Origin of the sequence: Alcanivorax sp. IL3 (genome assembly GCF_047495465.1) — a bacterium.
Classification (GTDB): Bacteria; Pseudomonadota; Gammaproteobacteria; order Pseudomonadales; family Alcanivoracaceae; genus Alcanivorax; species Alcanivorax jadensis.
This window is the reverse complement of the sequence record NZ_CP179931.1, coordinates 664,854-681,091: the sequence shown is the minus strand read 5'-3', so window position 1 is coordinate 681,091 and position 16,238 is coordinate 664,854. Positions and strand designations below refer to the sequence as shown.

At 59.1% G+C, this 16,238-nt stretch carries 13 protein-coding genes; 6 read left to right on the top strand and 7 right to left on the bottom strand.

All coding sequences use genetic code 11. From position 1 onward, the window contains the following. Positions 1 to 149: 149 nt before the first annotated feature. Positions 150 to 611, top strand: a complete 462-nt coding sequence (locus ACMG4M_RS03185; protein ID WP_035248340.1) for a flavodoxin family protein — start codon at positions 150 to 152, stop codon at positions 609 to 611. A gap of 156 nt (positions 612 to 767) precedes the next feature. Here the strand turns inward: ACMG4M_RS03185 and ACMG4M_RS03180 are convergent, their stop codons facing one another. Continuing rightward, positions 768 to 1,535, bottom strand: a complete 768-nt coding sequence (locus tag ACMG4M_RS03180; protein ID WP_232222084.1) for an enoyl-CoA hydratase-related protein — start codon at positions 1,533 to 1,535, stop codon at positions 768 to 770. A gap of 137 nt (positions 1,536 to 1,672) precedes the next feature. On the opposite strand from ACMG4M_RS03180, the gene ACMG4M_RS03175 reads away from it, so the two are divergent. Beyond that, the gene (locus tag ACMG4M_RS03175) at positions 1,673 to 2,470 is read left to right on the top strand and encodes a hypothetical protein (RefSeq protein ID WP_349380163.1); all 798 of its coding nucleotides are present in this window, start codon (positions 1,673 to 1,675) and stop codon (positions 2,468 to 2,470) included. On the opposite strand, the gene ACMG4M_RS03170 is transcribed toward ACMG4M_RS03175, so the two are convergent. Then, entirely contained in the window at positions 2,413 to 3,606 is a 1,194-nt protein-coding gene (locus tag ACMG4M_RS03170; protein ID WP_414430709.1) for a hypothetical protein, read from the bottom strand. The genes ACMG4M_RS03175 and ACMG4M_RS03170 overlap by 58 nt on opposite strands. A 240-nt stretch (positions 3,607 to 3,846) precedes the next feature. Between ACMG4M_RS03170 and serB the strand changes: the two genes are divergently transcribed. Beyond that, positions 3,847 to 5,082 (top strand): phosphoserine phosphatase SerB, encoded by a 1,236-nt coding sequence (gene serB / locus ACMG4M_RS03165; protein WP_272963407.1) that lies wholly within the window; start codon positions 3,847 to 3,849, stop codon positions 5,080 to 5,082. A 158-nt stretch (positions 5,083 to 5,240) separates the two neighbouring features. Here serB and ACMG4M_RS03160 read toward each other — a convergent pair whose 3' ends face one another. The 3 genes from ACMG4M_RS03160 to epmB form a co-directional block, all read right to left on the bottom strand. Next, positions 5,241 to 7,328: an EAL domain-containing protein gene (locus tag ACMG4M_RS03160; RefSeq protein WP_232222083.1), complete on the bottom strand. Its 2,088-nt coding sequence runs from the start codon at positions 7,326 to 7,328 to the stop codon at positions 5,241 to 5,243. 222 nt (positions 7,329 to 7,550) lie between these two features. Then, positions 7,551 to 9,317 (bottom strand): hypothetical protein, encoded by a 1,767-nt coding sequence (locus tag ACMG4M_RS03155; RefSeq protein ID WP_272963408.1) that lies wholly within the window; start codon positions 9,315 to 9,317, stop codon positions 7,551 to 7,553. Positions 9,318 to 9,540: 223 nt separating this feature from the next. Next, a complete protein-coding gene (epmB, locus tag ACMG4M_RS03150) occupies positions 9,541 to 10,569 on the bottom strand; it encodes an EF-P beta-lysylation protein EpmB (RefSeq protein WP_052042849.1) in 1,029 nt (342 codons plus the stop codon). A 306-nt stretch (positions 10,570 to 10,875) separates the two neighbouring features. Here epmB and efp point away from each other — a divergent pair, with 306 nt between their 5' ends. The 3 genes from efp to ACMG4M_RS03135 all read left to right on the top strand — a co-directional run bounded on the left by efp (position 10,876) and on the right by ACMG4M_RS03135 (position 14,381). Beyond that, positions 10,876 to 11,445 carry an elongation factor P gene (efp, locus tag ACMG4M_RS03145; RefSeq protein ID WP_035248329.1) on the top strand — a complete coding sequence of 190 codons (570 nt, stop codon included), beginning with the start codon at positions 10,876 to 10,878 and terminating at the stop codon, positions 11,443 to 11,445. 2 nt (positions 11,446 to 11,447) lie between these two features. Beyond that, a complete protein-coding gene (epmA, locus tag ACMG4M_RS03140) occupies positions 11,448 to 12,383 on the top strand; it encodes an EF-P lysine aminoacylase EpmA (RefSeq protein ID WP_414430708.1) in 936 nt (311 codons plus the stop codon). 294 nt (positions 12,384 to 12,677) lie between these two features. Continuing rightward, entirely contained in the window at positions 12,678 to 14,381 is a 1,704-nt protein-coding gene (locus ACMG4M_RS03135; protein ID WP_084573480.1) for a BCCT family transporter, read from the top strand. 135 nt (positions 14,382 to 14,516) lie between these two features. Here the strand turns inward: ACMG4M_RS03135 and ACMG4M_RS03130 are convergent, their stop codons facing one another. Both ACMG4M_RS03130 and ACMG4M_RS03125 read right to left on the bottom strand, forming a co-directional pair. Further along, positions 14,517 to 15,434, bottom strand: coding sequence for an alpha/beta fold hydrolase (locus ACMG4M_RS03130; RefSeq protein ID WP_035248324.1), 918 nt, complete (start codon positions 15,432 to 15,434; stop codon positions 14,517 to 14,519). A 111-nt stretch (positions 15,435 to 15,545) separates the two neighbouring features. After that, complete coding sequence (locus tag ACMG4M_RS03125; RefSeq protein WP_035248322.1) at positions 15,546 to 16,151, bottom strand: TetR/AcrR family transcriptional regulator; 606 nt, start codon at positions 16,149 to 16,151, stop codon at positions 15,546 to 15,548. Positions 16,152 to 16,238 lie beyond the last annotated feature (87 nt).

The following is a 16,238-nucleotide window of genomic DNA, read 5'->3' as shown; positions in this document are numbered from 1 at the left end:
CCTTCGCCAAGGCTCGGATTCGCACCTCAAGAGGTGCTCCTACCGTTGCTTCGTGGCCAGGGCGTTGTCATGCGTCAAGCGACGCTCCTACAGATGGCCCGGCCCTAACTGATATGCTGGCACTATCAAATGCGTAGAGTTGCGAGACCATGAAAAAACTATTGATCGTCGCCCACGCCCCGTCGCCGAACACCCTGAAACTGCGCGACGCCGCCGCCCGGGGTGCCGGCCATGAAGATATCGAGAACGTGTCCGTCACGGTGAAGCCGCCTCTGGAAGCGGGGCCCGAGGATGTACTGGCCTGTGATGCCATTCTGCTCGGCACCACCGAAAACCTGGGCTACATGAGTGGTGCCCTGAAGGATTTCTTCGACCGCAGTTATTACCCGGTACTGGAAGAAAAACAGGGACTCCCCTGCGCTCTCTACATCCGCGCCGGCCAGGACGGCACCGGCACCCGTCGAGCCGTGGAAAGCATTGCTACGGGTCTGCGCTGGAACTGGGTACAGGACCCGCTGGTACTGCGCGGAGAATGGCAGGATGCCTTCGAGCAGCAGGTAGAAGAGCTGGGGATGTATCTGGCGGCGGGGCTGGATGCGGGGATTCTTTGAGCTACGAGCTTCTAGCTGCTAGCTTCGAGGCGCGGTAGAACTCTTTGGGATCTGAATGTCCGTGCCCGCGCCCAACCATGGGCGCGGGCACGGACTCTCCATTACTGACAAGCCAACCCGCGTCTAGTCGCTAACAGCTAGAAGCTCACAGCTGCCTTACCCCTTGCTCTTGTTCACCATGGCCGCCAACACCGCCTTCGCCTCATCGCCCTGTAGCATTTCACCAAACAGGGCCAGATCTTCCTCGAGTACATCCTGCAGCGGCTTGCTGATCGCCTGACGCATCAACCGTTTGCTCTCGCGCAGGGCCTTGGGGGGTTTCTTTGCCAGGGTGTCAGCCCAACCGCGGGCGGTGGATTGCAGGTCCTCACGACCCACCACCTTGGCTATCAGGCCAGCCTCGAAAGCTTCCTGTGCCAGCATCGGCTCACCCAGCAGCAACATGCGGGCGGCGCGCTGATAGCCCAGCCAGTCCGGCAGGAGCTTGGCGGAACCCGCTTCCGGTACCGCGCCGAGATCGGCAAAGGGGGTGATGAACTTGGCATCATCGGAGGCTACTACCATATCCATGTGCAGCAGCATGGTGGTGCCTACGCCCACCGCATTGCCCTGAACAGCAGCGACCACTACTTTCGGGAAAGCATAAATGGCCTTGATGAAATTCGCCGCTTCACCCACTTCACCGGGCTTGGCATTGAGGAAGTCCACCAGATCGTTGCCGGCACTGAAAGATTTTCCTTCGGCAGCAAACAGTACCACGCGAATCTCATCGCTCTGTTCCGCGGTATGGAGCAGGGCGATCATGTCCCGGTACATGGCGCCGGTGAGGGCGTTCAGTTTATCCGGGCGGTTCAGGGTAATTTCCAACACTGATTCGGTGTGTTTCACCAGAATCAGATCACTTTCCAATGTCGGCAAGGTCACGACAGCTCTCCCAATCATTATTTGTCGGGCAAGGCTAGCCGCCCGCTCCGCCCATGCCAAGGACGAATACCGACAAAGGGTATTGACCAGCCGGTCAAAGCACCTTAAAAAAGCGCACCTCTCCTGAGATCGTCACCGTGAAACTGATCACTTTCGATCCTTTCCGCACTTTGGGCCTGCCCGGCGTGCGTTATATCAAGCCGGAACACATGAACCAGCACCGCGAAACCCTGGCGGAAGCGGACTGGCTACTGTTTCCCGGCTTCTGGCAGATCAACAGTCTGCACTATGTGCTCAAGCGCCCCATCTTCCCCAGCCTGAGCAGTTACCACCTGGGCCACGACAAGGTGGAAATGACCCGAGCTCTGCAAACCGCCTGCCCTGAGCATGTGCCGGAAACCCTGATTGTGGCTTCCGACAAGTACGGCATTGGCCAAGTGCTGGATCAATGGCGGTTTCCGTTTGTGGCCAAATCAGTGCGCTCCAGCCAAGGCATGGGCGTCTACCTGATCGAGAACCGCCAGCAGTTTCTGGATTATGCGGAGCGCGAAGCCGTGCTCTATATACAGAAGCTACTGCCCATTGTGCGCGACCTGCGCGTGGTGGTGGTGGGCGAGGAAGTGGTAGCCAGCTACTGGCGGGAAGGAGTGGGCTTTCTGAACAACGTGAGCCAGGGCGGGCGCGTGCGTACCGATCTGTCGGTACCGGACAATGCCATTTCCCTGGTGGAGGGGCTGGCCCGTTATCTCGGCATCAACCATGCCGGCTTTGATGTAGCCATGGTAGATGGCCACCCCTACATCCTGGAATTCAATCGCCTGTTCGGCAACACCGGCATCCCCGACCTCAATCAGCGGGTTCAACAGGCCATGAGCCGCTACCTGCTGGGCGAGCCATCGTCGCCGCCCTCTTCGGACAGCAAGGTATCCGCCTGAGTGCGCAGCAGGTTCTGGTAACGGTGAGCCAACTGCTCAACCGGCTGTAGCCGTACCTTGTGATCGCCAGCGGTAACCACCTGGGCCTTTTCCGGCTGGTACAGGGCTTTCACATCCAGCTCGGTGGCGGCCAATTGTGCTTCCGGCACATTCAGCCGACCCGGCACCCCGGCCACACACAGGGACCAGGCTTCCTGCTGGTCCCTATCGGTGGTGACCAGCGCCTTGAATTCCAGTGGTGGCTTGCCCTGCTGCTTGCGTAACGGCGCCAGCAGGCGCACTACACGGAGGAACAGCAGGCCCGCGCACAGCGCGGAAAACGCACAGCGGGACGCCGGCTCCTGGTAGAAAAACAGCCCGGCCTGATCACCTACCCTTTGGCCTACCCGGCCACCATAGATACCTGCCACCTTGTCGAGAATGCGCTGATAATCCGCCAGCACCTCGACCATGGCCGCCTGGGTATAACGCTGACGAATGTGTTCGAAATTGACGATACTCAGGCGCAGCTGGGCCAGTGGCTCAGCGCCTTCCGGCAGGGGCTCGGCCAGCGCCTGCGTCGATGCAGGCGTGGCCAGCGGTGATGCTGCAGGGGGCTCCACTGGCGTCGTTTCTTCAGATTCCGGCACAGGCGGCAGCAATCGTTGCTGAATCAGGGCAACAGCCACGCGCAGCAGCAACAGGCACAATACGGCCAGCACAAAGCCGGCTTCCAGCCGCTGGCGCGGCAGGGCACTGGTATCACCCAGCAGGGTCAGGGTGCCGGCCAGCTCCCCGTCCGGCAACGCCACCGGCACCGAGACCACCAAATCCGAGCGTGACACTCCGGACAACCCGACCTGAATATCCGCCGCATCCAGAAAGCGCACCCCGGCCACCGGGGCCAGCTGCACGGTTTCCCGACCGATCAGGTTGATGCTGATGGAGTCATCGCTGGCCAGGGCCTCGGCAGCCCGGCGGGCAGTCTGTTCGGCCAGCGCCTGCAGCTGTACCTTGCGCTCCTGCTCAAGCCGCGCGGAGAAGTGCTCAAGAAAATAGACACCGACCACCAGCATGGCCAGCAGCATCAGGATCAACTCACGCAGCAGGCTGCGTTGTTGCCGAATCCATGGCCGCCATTGTTCCCGCAGAGACATAGAGTTGCATTCCGTAGTATTGAGCTTGCGCGCAGTATAGCGCGACAGGAAGAGATGGCGTTGACCGAATCGGCGCACCTTAGCAGCGATGATGCACCTACAGGCTATTGGCGATGTAAAACATCGCTAATCCCCAAGGCACTGCCGCTTGCGGTACCATTTCTGCTACCCTTACGCGGTTTTCGCGGGAGCCACTGCTTCCGCCTTCCGCTTGTCTGACTTGCCCCCGGGAGCCCATGCGTGCGCGAGATCATTCTGATTCAGGTATCCGGCAGTGACCGTCCCGGTCTGACCGCCGCTTTCACCCGGATTCTGGCCCGTTACCGGCTCAATATCCTGGATATCGGCCAGGCCGTAATCCACGACACCCTGTCGCTGGGCATCCTGGTGGAAACTCCGCCGGACGCGGAGTCCTCCGCGGTGCTCAAGGATCTGTTGTTCGAGGCCCACAAGCTGAATATCAATGTGCGCTTCCGCCCCATCGACGAAGACCGCTACGAAGAATGGGTATCCGGCCAGGGCAAGGACCGCCACATCATCACCTTGCTGGCGCGCAAGATTACTGCCGAGCAACTCTCTGACGTGACCGCCACGGTGGCAGACAACGGCCTGAACATCGACAGCATCGCCCGCCTGTCCGGTCGGGTGCATCTGGAAGGGGAAGCTCTCAACGAGGACAGTCGCGCCTGCATCGAGATTTCCGTGCGCGGTGAGCCGAAAGATGGCGAAGCCATGCGCGCCGCCTTCCTCAGCATAGCCAACGAACGCAATCTGGACATCGCCTTCCAGCGCGACAGCGCCTTCCGCCGTAACCGGCGCCTGGTGGTGTTCGATATGGATTCCACCCTGATCCGCTCGGAGGTGATCGACGAGCTGGCCATGGAAGCCGGGGTGGGCGAGCAGGTGGCGGACATTACCGAACAAGCCATGCGCGGCGAGCTGGATTTCAATGAAAGTTTCCGGGCCCGGGTGGCCCTGCTCAAGGGGCTGGATGAAGGGGCCCTGGAGCGGGTGCGCGAACGCATCCAGCTCACCGAAGGGGCGCAACGGCTGATCAGCACTCTGCGCGCCCTGGGCTATCGCACCGCGATTCTATCCGGCGGTTTCACCTGGTTTGGCCAGTGGCTGCAACAGCTGCTGGGCATCGACTATGTGTATGCCAATGAGCTGGAAATCGAGAACGGCCAGGTCACCGGCCGGGTGGTCGGCCAGATCGTCAACGGCCAGCGCAAGGCCGATCTGCTCAAGCAGATCGCTACCCAGGAAGGCATCAGCCTGGAGCAGGTCATCGCCGTGGGCGACGGCGCCAACGACCTGCCCATGCTCGGCGAAGCCGGCCTGGGCATCGCATTCCGCGCCAAGCCACTGGTCAAACAAAACGCCGAACAGGCCATCTCCACTCTGGGCCTGGACGGGATTCTTTATTTGATCGGGGTAAGGGATAAGGATCAGGCGGAGCTGCTTAAGAGCAATTGAAAATTGATAGTTGAGAATTGATAACTCGCGGACAAAGCTTAGCTGGTTATCAAACGACAAGAGGCCGCGCCCATGAATTGGTCGCGGCCTCTTGCGTTCAGGAATAATTTTAGCGCCGCATGCGCGTTATCAATTATCCATTATCAACTGTCAATTAATTACGCCGACTCCGGAATCTGCAACGTATCCATCGGCGCTTGCAGGTAGAAGCCTTGCAGGTAATCGATCCCGCCGAGACTCCACAGCGCCTGCATCTGGGCGGCGGATTCCACGAAACCTACCACCGTCTTGCGGTTGCCTTCCTTCACCTGTTTGACGATCTCGGTGAGCCGCTGGCGGCCTTCGGCCTTGGCCACATCCTGGGTGAAGGAGCCTTCGAATTTCACCATGGTGGCGGGAATGTGCTGGAACAGTTTGAACGGATCCAGGCCACCGCCGAAGCGGCTGATGGAGATGCCGCAGCCGGCGCTCTTCATCTTCTCGGCAAACACGCCGGCCTGCTTCAGGTAAGTGGTAGCATCGCCTTCGGTGAGCTGGAAGGTCAGGCGGGAGCCGTCCATCTTGGCAGCACGCATGGCCTTGAGCAGCCAATCCGCCAGGGAGGCATCCGCCAGAGAACCGCCGTTGATATTGAACACCAGCTTTACCGGTTCGTTCATGGTCGCTGCCGCGCGCATGGCATTGAGCACCACCCAGCGATCGATCTTGCCCACCAGACCCTGTTCAGCAGCCACCGGAATGAACTCGCCGGCCTCCATGGCTTCGCCCTGTTTCTGGGGCAGGTTCACAAACACCTCGAAAACATGCTCGCTGTCGTCTTCCAGATTCATCAACGGCTGGTAGCGCAGATTGAAACTACCCTGCTCCAGCGCCTGACGCAGCAGCATGACGATGGCCTCGGAAGACCCTGCGGCCACCTCGTCCATGGGGTCGTGCACCTTGATGCTGTTGCCTTTGCCACTGTTTTCCCGTTGGGCCTGGTTACAGCATTTCAGGGCCGTGGTCAGGGTGCCCTGACCGCTGCGGGCATCCTCACGGACAAAGGCCACGCCCACACTGGCGGTCACGTGGATGGTCTTGGCCGACACTTCCGGCATCAGCCCTTCAATACCCGCCCGCAGACGCTCGGCCAACTCTTCCGCCTCATCGGTGTCAGCCACCGGCAACAGCACGGCAAAATCCTCGCCATCCACCCGGGCCAGCTTGGCATCACCAACCTGGCCACCAAGCCAGTCGGCCACCGCCCGCAAAATTTCATCGGCGCCATCAATCCCCAGGGAGGACTGATGTTGCTCGAAATCATCCAGACGCAGGTACAGCACGGTAGCCAACTGCCCTTCTCTGGCCGCTTCGGCCACCGCATCATCAAGCTGATCCATAAACCATTTGCGGGCGAACAGGCCGGTGACCTGGTCTTTCTGGCTCATCTCATGGAGCCGTTCCTGCATTTCGTTCTCATCGACCCCGCCGGCGCGGATCACGATCTGGGTACAGGCTTCGCCGTCGTAGGTGCTGGACGAGAAGGTAAAGGACGCATCGAATTCATTACCCTCGGTGTGAACGCCCTTGCACTCCAGTTCCTGGGTCTGGCTTTCATCCTGGGCGCGGCTACGCAGCAGCTGCTTGAGCTTGTCGTGGTCGGCCGCCGACACCATGTCCATGATCGGCACGCCAGCCAGATCATCCGCACTTTCATAGCCGAACAGCTCCACATAATTGTCGTTGGCGTGAATATGCATGCCATCGAGTACATAAGCGATGGCATCACGGCTCTGATCCATCAACAGCGCCAGGCGTTTTTCCGCATCGTGGCGAACAATCTCGGAATGCTGGAGTTCCTTGCGCAGGCGCAGATTTTCCACCACCCGGTCCACCATCAGAGTAAGCATGTCCCGGTCGTCATTGGGGACCACGCCACTGGCACCTTGCAGCAATGCGGCTTTTACCGTCTCGGCAGAAAAGGTGTTTTCCAGCAGAATCACCGGCACCGCCTTGCCCAGACGCTTGAGGTGAGCCATGGCCGATTCGAAACTGCCATCGCCAAAGGTCGGCCGGCACAGCATCAGCTCCCAGGCACCGCCCTTGAGGGCACGCAGCAAGTCATCTTCGCCTAGCGCGAGTTGCGCCCGGGTCGCCCGGCCGGCATTGCGCAGCATATTCATCAGCTGCTCAGCCTCATCCTGTGAATCGTGGGCGATCAGTAAACGGAGATTATCCAGGGCATAGCTCATGGGGTGACGACTCATACTGTTTTCGTACGGCCCACCATTGTGCCTGACAACCCTGTCTTGGCAACTTTCCAGCAGAAAAAGATAGAACCGACCGACCTTTCCAGGGAAAGATCGCGACAGATTCCGGGTTTTCTGTTTATGAAAAGCAACCCGGCCAATGGCAAAAGACCATCACACAGCATCCTCGCTGTGAACATAGCAAACGGGTCAGACGCGCATCAGCGCGCCCTTGAATGATTAAAGACTGGACCAGATCGAATCCAGATCACCTTCATCATCATCGCTCACCGGTCTGACGGGAGCAGCAGGGGTCGCCATATCCCGGAACGGATACTGGCTGAATCCGGATGCCCCCTGGGTTCGGCGAAGCAACTGTACGCGTCGGGGCTCGCCGGCCTCAACCAGCTCCACTTTGACCCCCTCATTGAAACCCACAGTGGGTAGCAACAGAGTGGCCGGCTGACCAACGCCGGTCAATTCCGGCAGCAGGATAGCCCGCATGAAATCACTGTCCTCCCCCTGCTTGCGCAGAGCACGAGCCGCCACCGGCCGGCCTCCCGGAGCCAGCAACTCCACCCCGAAACGGGCACCGTGATTGGGTAACTGGGTGACCCAACGCACCACCGCCAGCATCCACTGACTATCCGGGTGATCACGCAGGGCCAACAACTCGCCGGTGCGCATCAGGCTTGGCGTATTGCCTTGCCAGGACAGGCAATAGCCACCGGGGCTGGCATTGACCTTCTGGCAATGATAGCTCTCCGGCAGTGAAGCCTCGCTGCGAAGCGAGGTGTCCGGTTTGCCGATATCAATGGTTTCATTGGGAAATTCGGACTGATAGGCCGTGGCCCAGGGGTCTTCCTTTTGCTGCTTTTGCCGGGTGTTCACTTTGATATTACGCAGGAAGGGATTGTTCTCTTCCCCGTCCCCCATAACCGACAGGCTGCCGCGTTCGATCAAGGTTTCAAACGGCACCTTGCCGGACAGAAAATAATGTACGCCCACCAGCCCAAAGCACAATTCGATCTCGCCGCTTTCCGCCATGCGCTTGAAGGCCCGCTCGGTGAGCGCGCCCCACACCTGCTGCAGATGGCTCATCATGCTGTCATCGAGTCCCTTGGGCACGAGCAGATCGCTGTTCTCCGGCTCCGCTTTCCAGGCACTGATGGCCTGCACCAACCGGGTGGAATCAATATAACGCCAGCTATCCGTGGCCTGGGAGGCGTGGGTGCGATAAATCGGCGGGCGGTCTGCCTGCAGATCGAATACAAACAGATCTTCATCATCACTGGCGGTCTTAATCTCGATCAGATCCCCCCAGCTGAACGCGGCCTTGAACAGGGCTGCCAGCTCCTGCTGGCGCAATTGGTTAGGCTTGGCGGTCGCCAGTAACAGACAACGGGCATAGGCAGACTGGATACTGGAATTGCCCTTCTCGTCGTCCACCGGCGAAGCCGCGATGCCGTGCAGTTCCGCCAGCAGATAAAGCTGATGCAGCTCCAGCCAGAGATGGCGAGGGCTGGGGAAGTACAACTGGTAACAACGCAACAGCGTATCGCCAAGAGCACTGATGGCACGATGAATCGATGTGGTCACTGCGCGCCGGACCGCCTTGTCCTTGAGCTTGCGCATGCCTCTCACGGCCACCAGTTTGTAACCACTGGCCAGGTGCCCCTGCAGGGCCTGGGCCAGGCTGGCCACGCGACGCGCCTTGTCCGGCAATACCAGGGACTGGTTCAGGTAATGTTTCTGCAGGGAATCGCTGACATGCAGAATGGAAGGACGCACCACTTCCAGCAACTGGAAGCGCTGCTTGGAGTCGATGTGCAGCCGGTTCAGCTCCTGAATGAACTGATAAAGCTGACGGGCAGTTTCTCCCATGTTCATAACCGGGAGAGCGTCAACCCATTGTTGCAGCTTCTTTGGCTGATCAGCGCCAAGTGTCAGGTGCGGCAAATCCTGCTCGGGCAGTTTCAAGCGCACCGTTTGGGCTGGTTGCTCCATGAAGATAATCCTTATCTCGGTGGCACCCAGATGGGGAACCCTGAACAATTTCTCCGGGAAGCTTGGCAGCGACTCCGTAAGGCCAAAAATATGCAAGAAATTGTTAAAGGAGCCCTCTAGTTATTAAGTAGTAGCTCTTGTTTTCTATGTGTCCTTCGTCACACGACTTTACGATACCGTTACACACCTGTAAATATTGTGTTCGCGCCGACCAGCGGATGCCCTAGCCCGCCAATACGGTCTTTGCCGGCTCCCCCGGCTCTTCCCGGGACAGCCTGGGCACCAGAAAACCCGGCAACCGACTGCGCAGATCCCTGTGCAATTGCATCGCCACCGAATCCGGCACCGCAAAGTGCGCCGCCCCTTGCACCGCATCCAGCTGGTGCAGGTAATAGGGCATCACCCCTGCCACATGGAGGCGATCTGACAGCGCCTCCAGCGTATCAACAGAATCGTTCACCCCGGCCAGCAACACACTCTGATTCAGCAGGGTGATCCCTTCCCGTCGCCACTGCTGGCAGCGACTCACCAGCTCATCGCTGATTTCCCGGGAGTGATTGGCGTGCAGCACCAGAGCAGTCTGCCAGCGCGAATCCGACAGCAGCGCCAGCAGCGGCTCATCCATCCGCTCGGGGATAACCACCGGCGTGCGGCTATGAATACGTAGCCGACGCAAATGAGGAATCTCCGCCAGCGCCGCCAAAAGTTCCTGCAAGCGCCGATTGTTCAGCGTCAGCGGATCGCCACCGCTGAGAATCACCTCGCCAATGTCCCGGCGCGATGCCAGCCATTCCAGGGCCTGATCCCAGCGCTTGCCGCTCAGGTGACTCTGGTAGGGAAAATGCCGGCGAAAACAGTAACGACAATGCACCGCGCAGGCACCGGTAACCACCAGCAGTGCGCGACCATGATACTTGTGCAACAGCCCGGGCACCGGCGTGTGGGAGGCTTCCTCCAGCGGATCACTGCTGTAACCGTCCTCTTCCCGCAGCTCCGCCGGCACACTGAGCACCTGGCGCAACAGCGGGTCATGCGGATTACCCGGCTCCATCAAACGTACATAGCCACGGGGCACGCGCAGGGGGAAATCCTTCGCCGCTGCAAGGCTTTCAGGCAGGGATTCAGCACCCAACCCCAACAGGCTGAGCAGCTCTGCCGGGTCGGTAATCAGGTCCGCCTGCTGGCGCTGCCAGCCCGGTAACTCCCAACCGTCCCTTTCCTGCGTTATGATGGGGGTCTGCTGATGTTTCATTTTCGTCTCTGCTGGAGTTCATTTTTTCGTCCGGCAAGGCGGAAGGAGTGCGGCATAGTCTTTCATATGTAAGCGACTGACAATGCAGCTGGGCGGACTTTTTACCTCAACGTAAGGGGACCCAGCCCTTCGGGTTGTGCCTGCAAGCGCACCACTCGTTGTTACAAGTCGTTCATTTGAATAAAACCAAACATCTCTCCTTGTGCCTAGATTGGTGCGCTTGCAGGCACAACAGAGACGCAAATGAAACATTAGCAGACCCCGCACCCTCTGCGACGCCATACATCAACCTTTGGAACAACATTTATGGCCAACTATTCTACCAGTGAATTCAAGTCCGGCTTGAAAGTGATGCTCGATGGCGACCCTTGCGCCATCATCGAGAACGAATTCGTCAAGCCCGGCAAGGGCCAGGCGTTCAGCCGTGTCCGCCTGCGCAACCTGCGCAGCGGCAAGGTCTGGGACCGCACCTTCAAGTCCGGCGACTCCCTGGAAGGCGCCGACGTGATGGACGTGTCCATGCAGTACATCTTCAACGACGGTGAATTCTGGCACTTCATGGACCAGACCAGCTTCGAACAGAAGCAAGCGGATGAAGCTGCCGTGGGCGATGCCAAAAAGTGGCTGAAAGAAGAAGACATCTGCGAGGTCACCCTCTACAACGGTGAACCCCTGTCTGTCAGCCCGCCGAACTTCGTGGAACTGCAGATCGTGGAAACCGACCCGGGCCTGAAAGGCGACACCGCCGGCACCGGCGGCAAGCCTGCCACCCTGACCACCGGCGCGGTTGTGCGTGTGCCGCTGTTCGTTCAGGAAGGCGAGATCGTCAAGGTGGACACCCGCACCGGCGATTACGTGGGTCGTATCAAGAGCTAGTTGTGAGCGACTGGCAACCCACTGCCTCGCTGGAGGCCATCAAAGCGCGCGCCGAGCTGCTGAGCACGGTGCGCGCTTTTTTTGCCGCCCGCAACGTACTGGAAGTGGACACCCCACAGCTGGCCCGCTACGGCGTCAGCGACCCACATATCCAGTGCATCCCGGTACCCGGTTACGGCTACCTGCAAAGCTCACCGGAATACCACATGAAGCGCCTGCTGGCAGCGGGTAGCGGGCCCATCTACCAAATCTGCAAAGCCTACCGCCATGGCGAAGCCGGCGGCCGCCACAACCCCGAATTCACCATGCTGGAATGGTACCGCCCCGGCTTCGAACTGAATGATCTGATTCAGGAATGCCTGACCCTGTTCGCCGATCTGTTCACCGATGTGCGATCACAAACCTACCGTTTCCGCGATCTGTTCCACGACGTCACCGGTCTGGAACCGCTCACCGCCGAGGACCCGGCACTGATCGCCCACGCCGAATCCTGCGGCGCCCCGAAAGGCCTGAACAAAACCGCCGCCGTGGACTACCTGATGGCCACCCAGATAGAAGCCGCACTGCCCGCTGAGCAACTGTCCGTGGTCACCGACTTCCCAGGCTGGGCCGCCGCCCTGGCGCAAACCGGCGAGGACAGGGACGGCGCCATCGTCGCGCGCCGCTTCGAAATCTATTACCGGGGGCTGGAGCTGGCCAATGGCTATCAGGAACTCACCGACGCTACCGAACAGCAGCAGCGGTTTGAGAAAGACAATGCACTGCGGCGAGAACAGGATATGAACACCATGGAGGAAGACGCCTATCTACTGGCAGCAATGGCATCATCTCTCCCCGAATGCAGTGGCGTCGCCATAGGGGTTGAGCGCCTTCTCATGGCCGGGCAGCGTCTCAACAATATCGACCAGGCAATAATGTTTCCCTTCAACAGGGCCTGATTTTCCCGGGAGACGTCAACCGCTCCCACCTCTACTCGTTACAGGGTAAGAACTCCCTGAAATCCTGATTCTCCAGCAGCTCGTATATTAAAAACATGATCTATCGCAACGCCCCAAACTCAGCTTTGCGTATGGTCTGCTGCCACTTGTATATGACTCTGAGCGCGTTCACGCTGCAGATAATCAAATCTATATTTCTGACCATGGCGGGGTGGAGGCACACACCAATTCTTCCCTGGTGATCCATATCATAGCAAAGCCAGAAAAACAGACACTGACCGCACAAGGAACACTATGGACAGGCTAAGACGGTGGAAAAACCAGCTACTGGGCGATGTCGGCACCGTCTTCTATCTATCGCTGCTGTTAATTGCCGGTTTTCTGGCAGCAGCCATGGTCGACCCCGAAACGGTGCAGAGACAAGCCCAGAAAATCCTTGATGCAACAGCCAATAATTTTGGCTGGTTATACTTGATGGCAACCAGCGGCTTTGTTCTGTTCGCTCTGGGGCTGGCCTTCTCTCGTTTCGGCAGTATTCGTCTCGGCCCGGATGACGAGCCGCCGGAGTTCAGTTTCAAAAGCTGGCTGGCCATGATCTTTTCCGGAGGGATGGGCGTAGGCCTGGTGTTCTGGGGCGTAGCGGAGCCCATGATGCATTTCAACTCGCCCCCCCTCGGGATCGGCACACCACGAACTGCAGAAGCTGCACAGACGGGTATGCGCTATGCTTTTTTCCACTGGGGGCTACATCAATGGGCTAATTTTACGGTGGTCGGGCTGGCTATTGCCTATGTGCGCTTCCGTCACAACAGCCACGGACTGATCAGTGAAACCTTTAGGCCCCTGCTCGGTGACAGAGTAGATCACGGCTGGGGCAAGGCAATCGACACTCTGGCGGTCGTCTCTACGCTTTTTGGTGTGGCCACCACACTCGGTCTGGGTGCGCTGCAAATCAATAGCGGGCTAGCCAGGCTCTCCGGCGTACCCTACGGGGCAACGCCGCAACTACTGATCATGGCCGGGCTCGGCGTGTTATTTATTCTCTCTGCCATGACGCCCCTGAAGTGGGGAATCCGCTATCTCAGCAGTGCCAACATGGCGCTGGCAGCGGGGCTCTTACTGTTTGTTCTGATACTCGGACCCACCCCGTTCATCTTCAGCGAATTCACTCAAACCGTAGGTGAATACCTGGGTAACATTATACAAATGAGCCTGGTAACCACCCCTTATTCCAGTGAACACTGGGTGCAGCAGTGGACCATCTTTTACTGGGCCTGGGGCCTCAGTTGGGCGCCCTTCGTGGGCAGCTTTATCGCCCGTATTTCCCGGGGCCGATCAATTCGCGAGTTTGTCCTTGGTGTCATGATCGTGCCAGTGATTTTGAGCATGCTCTGGTTCTCCACCTTTGGCGGATCCGCTATCCACTACGAATTGTTCGGGAATGCCGGTATCGCTGACGCAGTTGCACAGGAAGTGCCGGCCGGGCTTTACGTACTGCTGGAGCAACTGCCGGGTGGATTCTATGCGGCAATTGGCGCCATCATTCTGGTGGCCATGTTTGTGGTCACGTCGGCAGACTCCGCCACCTTCGTGCTGGGCATGTTTACCTCCAAAGGCATCCTTAACCCTACCCGCTTTGTACGCATCCTGTGGGGCCTGCTGCAGCTACTGATGGCGTCAGCGTTACTACTTAGTGGCGGCCTACTTGGTCTTCGCACCGTCTCCATTGTTGCCGCGTTTCCGTTTATGCTGCTGATGGTCCTGATGGCGTATTCTCTTTATAAAGACCTGGCCCTGGAATCGCGCCGCCGCGAAGAGAGAGACAAGCTCCTGAATGAACGGATTGAACGGCTGCTACTGCGAGAATCTGAACGGGAAGCGGAACGATTGGCGGCGGAAGAAACCCATCCCACCGCGCCGGAGACGCTACCCTCTGAACCGGAAGAAGCCGATACAGTGCAGTCGAAAGATGCTGCAGCGGGCGATCAACCCGGCTGAACGCTGGCGAGGACATTCCCAACCTGCAAACACAAAAAAGGCCGCACCCAAATCATGGAAGCGGCCTTTTTCTTTCCTGATCAACACCCCGCTTCCGCGAGCTATTGATTATTCACTGTTAACTATTCTCCGCCCTTACGCCATTGCCGGCTGAGCCACCGAATTGGCCCGTGCCACCGTCTCGGCAATCAGATCGCCAATCCGGTCAATCGCCGACGGCGGGAAGTCGTGGCCCATGCCTGGAATGATGACCAGCTTGGCGCCGCGAATGTGGCGGGCAGAGGCCTTGCCGCCGGCGGGGCGGATCAACGGGTCGGCACCGCCGTGGACCACGGTGGTCGGGCAGCGGATCTGTTTGAGGTGTTTGGTGAGGGTACCGGTGGCCAGGACGGCCAGGAACTGGTTGCGGATGCCACGCGGGTTGATGCCGCGGGCCCAGCACTCACGGTACATGGCCTCCAGTTCGTCGCGGCCCTGGGGCAGGGTGCCGGCCAGCTTGCTCATCATTTCCAGACCGAAAGCCACGAACTGGTCTTCGGTTTCCACCTTCACTCTCGGGGCCACCAGGGTCTTGAGCGCCGCCGGTTTCGGCAATGGCAGGTAGGGACTGTTGTTGCTGGACATGATTGAGGAGAGCGACAACACCCGATCCGGATGGGTGGCAGCCAGCAACTGGCTGATCATGCCGCCCATGGAGGCGCCAACAAAATGGGCACGCTCTATGTTAAGGGCATCCAGCAGGCCAACGGTGTCGGCCACCATGTCGTGCAGGGTATAGGCGCTGTCCACGGACAAGCCCAGGGTATAACGCAGCAAGGCGACCAGCGGCCCCTGCTTGAACGGTTTGCGAATGCGGGTGGATTTACCCACATCCCGGTTGTCGAAGCGGATCACCCGGTAGCCACGATCCACCAGTGTATCCAGCAACGGTTCCGGCCAGAACACCATCTGCGCGGACAACCCCATGACAAAGACAATGGGCTCCCCGTTTTCCGGGCCACGACTCTCATAAAAAAGCTCGATACCGTTACTGCTCACCGTGCCTGACTGCATATGTGATCCCTTCATTGTTCTAATGCGAGCTGATCAACATAGAAAAGCCCCGGGCAAACCACAAGTTCCGACGCCGCGATTGGCCCGATGGGCCGACCAGTTCACATCGAGCTATACCGTAATCGCTCGCCACAACATATCGAACAGCACCCCGTGCTGATCCGCCATGCGCCCGGTACGGCCGCGCAGCAGATGCATCTGGGAAATGCGCAGCAGTACGCCGTAGAAGAAATCCAGCAGGATCGGGGTGGCCACCTGACCATTGAGGATACCCTGCTCCTGCCCTTCACCCAGCACGCTCAGGAACAGCTCGGTAAGCCGCTGCTGCCCCGGCGTGGTATCGCTGCCCCAGCGGCCCGGATACACCGAGTTGATCATCATCCGCCCCATCTGCGGGTTGCGATCGAAGAAGTCCAGCACCACCCAGAACACCTTGCTGAGCCGGTCGCGGAACGTATCGATGCCGGCCAGGTGATCCAGCATGCGCTCCGCCAACTGCTCCAGGCCGTGATGCAGACAGGCGCTGAGCAGCGCTTCTTTGCTGCCGTAGTAGCGATACAGGGTCTGCAGGCTGCACTGAGCCGCTTTGGCAATTTGCTGCAGCGTGACCTGATGGAATTCCGAGTCCGCAAACACCTGCACCGCCGCCCATTCGATGCGCTGGCGCACCGCCGGGTCCTGGCGGGATTCGGGAAGTACTGCCGTACCGTTTCTCACACGCTCATTTCCTTGCACTGTAATTCTTATTACACCTCTGTCGGACAGAGCTCATTGCGACATTGACTCCCTGCCATGAGGCTTCTA

Coding starts and splice junctions, on each gene's coding strand:
- ACMG4M_RS03130 (WP_035248324.1), bottom strand. CDS start 15,434: ATGCAGTCAGGCACGGTGAGCAGTAACGGTATCGAGCTTTTTTATGAG.
- ACMG4M_RS03185 (WP_035248340.1), top strand. CDS start 150: ATGAAAAAACTATTGATCGTCGCCCACGCCCCGTCGCCGAACACCCTG.
- epmB (WP_052042849.1), bottom strand. CDS start 10,569: ATGAAACATCAGCAGACCCCCATCATAACGCAGGAAAGGGACGGTTGG.
- efp (WP_035248329.1), top strand. CDS start 10,876: ATGGCCAACTATTCTACCAGTGAATTCAAGTCCGGCTTGAAAGTGATG.
- ACMG4M_RS03155 (WP_272963408.1), bottom strand. CDS start 9,317: ATGGAGCAACCAGCCCAAACGGTGCGCTTGAAACTGCCCGAGCAGGAT.
- ACMG4M_RS03160 (WP_232222083.1), bottom strand. CDS start 7,328: ATGAGTCGTCACCCCATGAGCTATGCCCTGGATAATCTCCGTTTACTG.
- ACMG4M_RS03170 (WP_414430709.1), bottom strand. CDS start 3,606: ATGTCTCTGCGGGAACAATGGCGGCCATGGATTCGGCAACAACGCAGC.
- ACMG4M_RS03135 (WP_084573480.1), top strand. CDS start 12,678: ATGGACAGGCTAAGACGGTGGAAAAACCAGCTACTGGGCGATGTCGGC.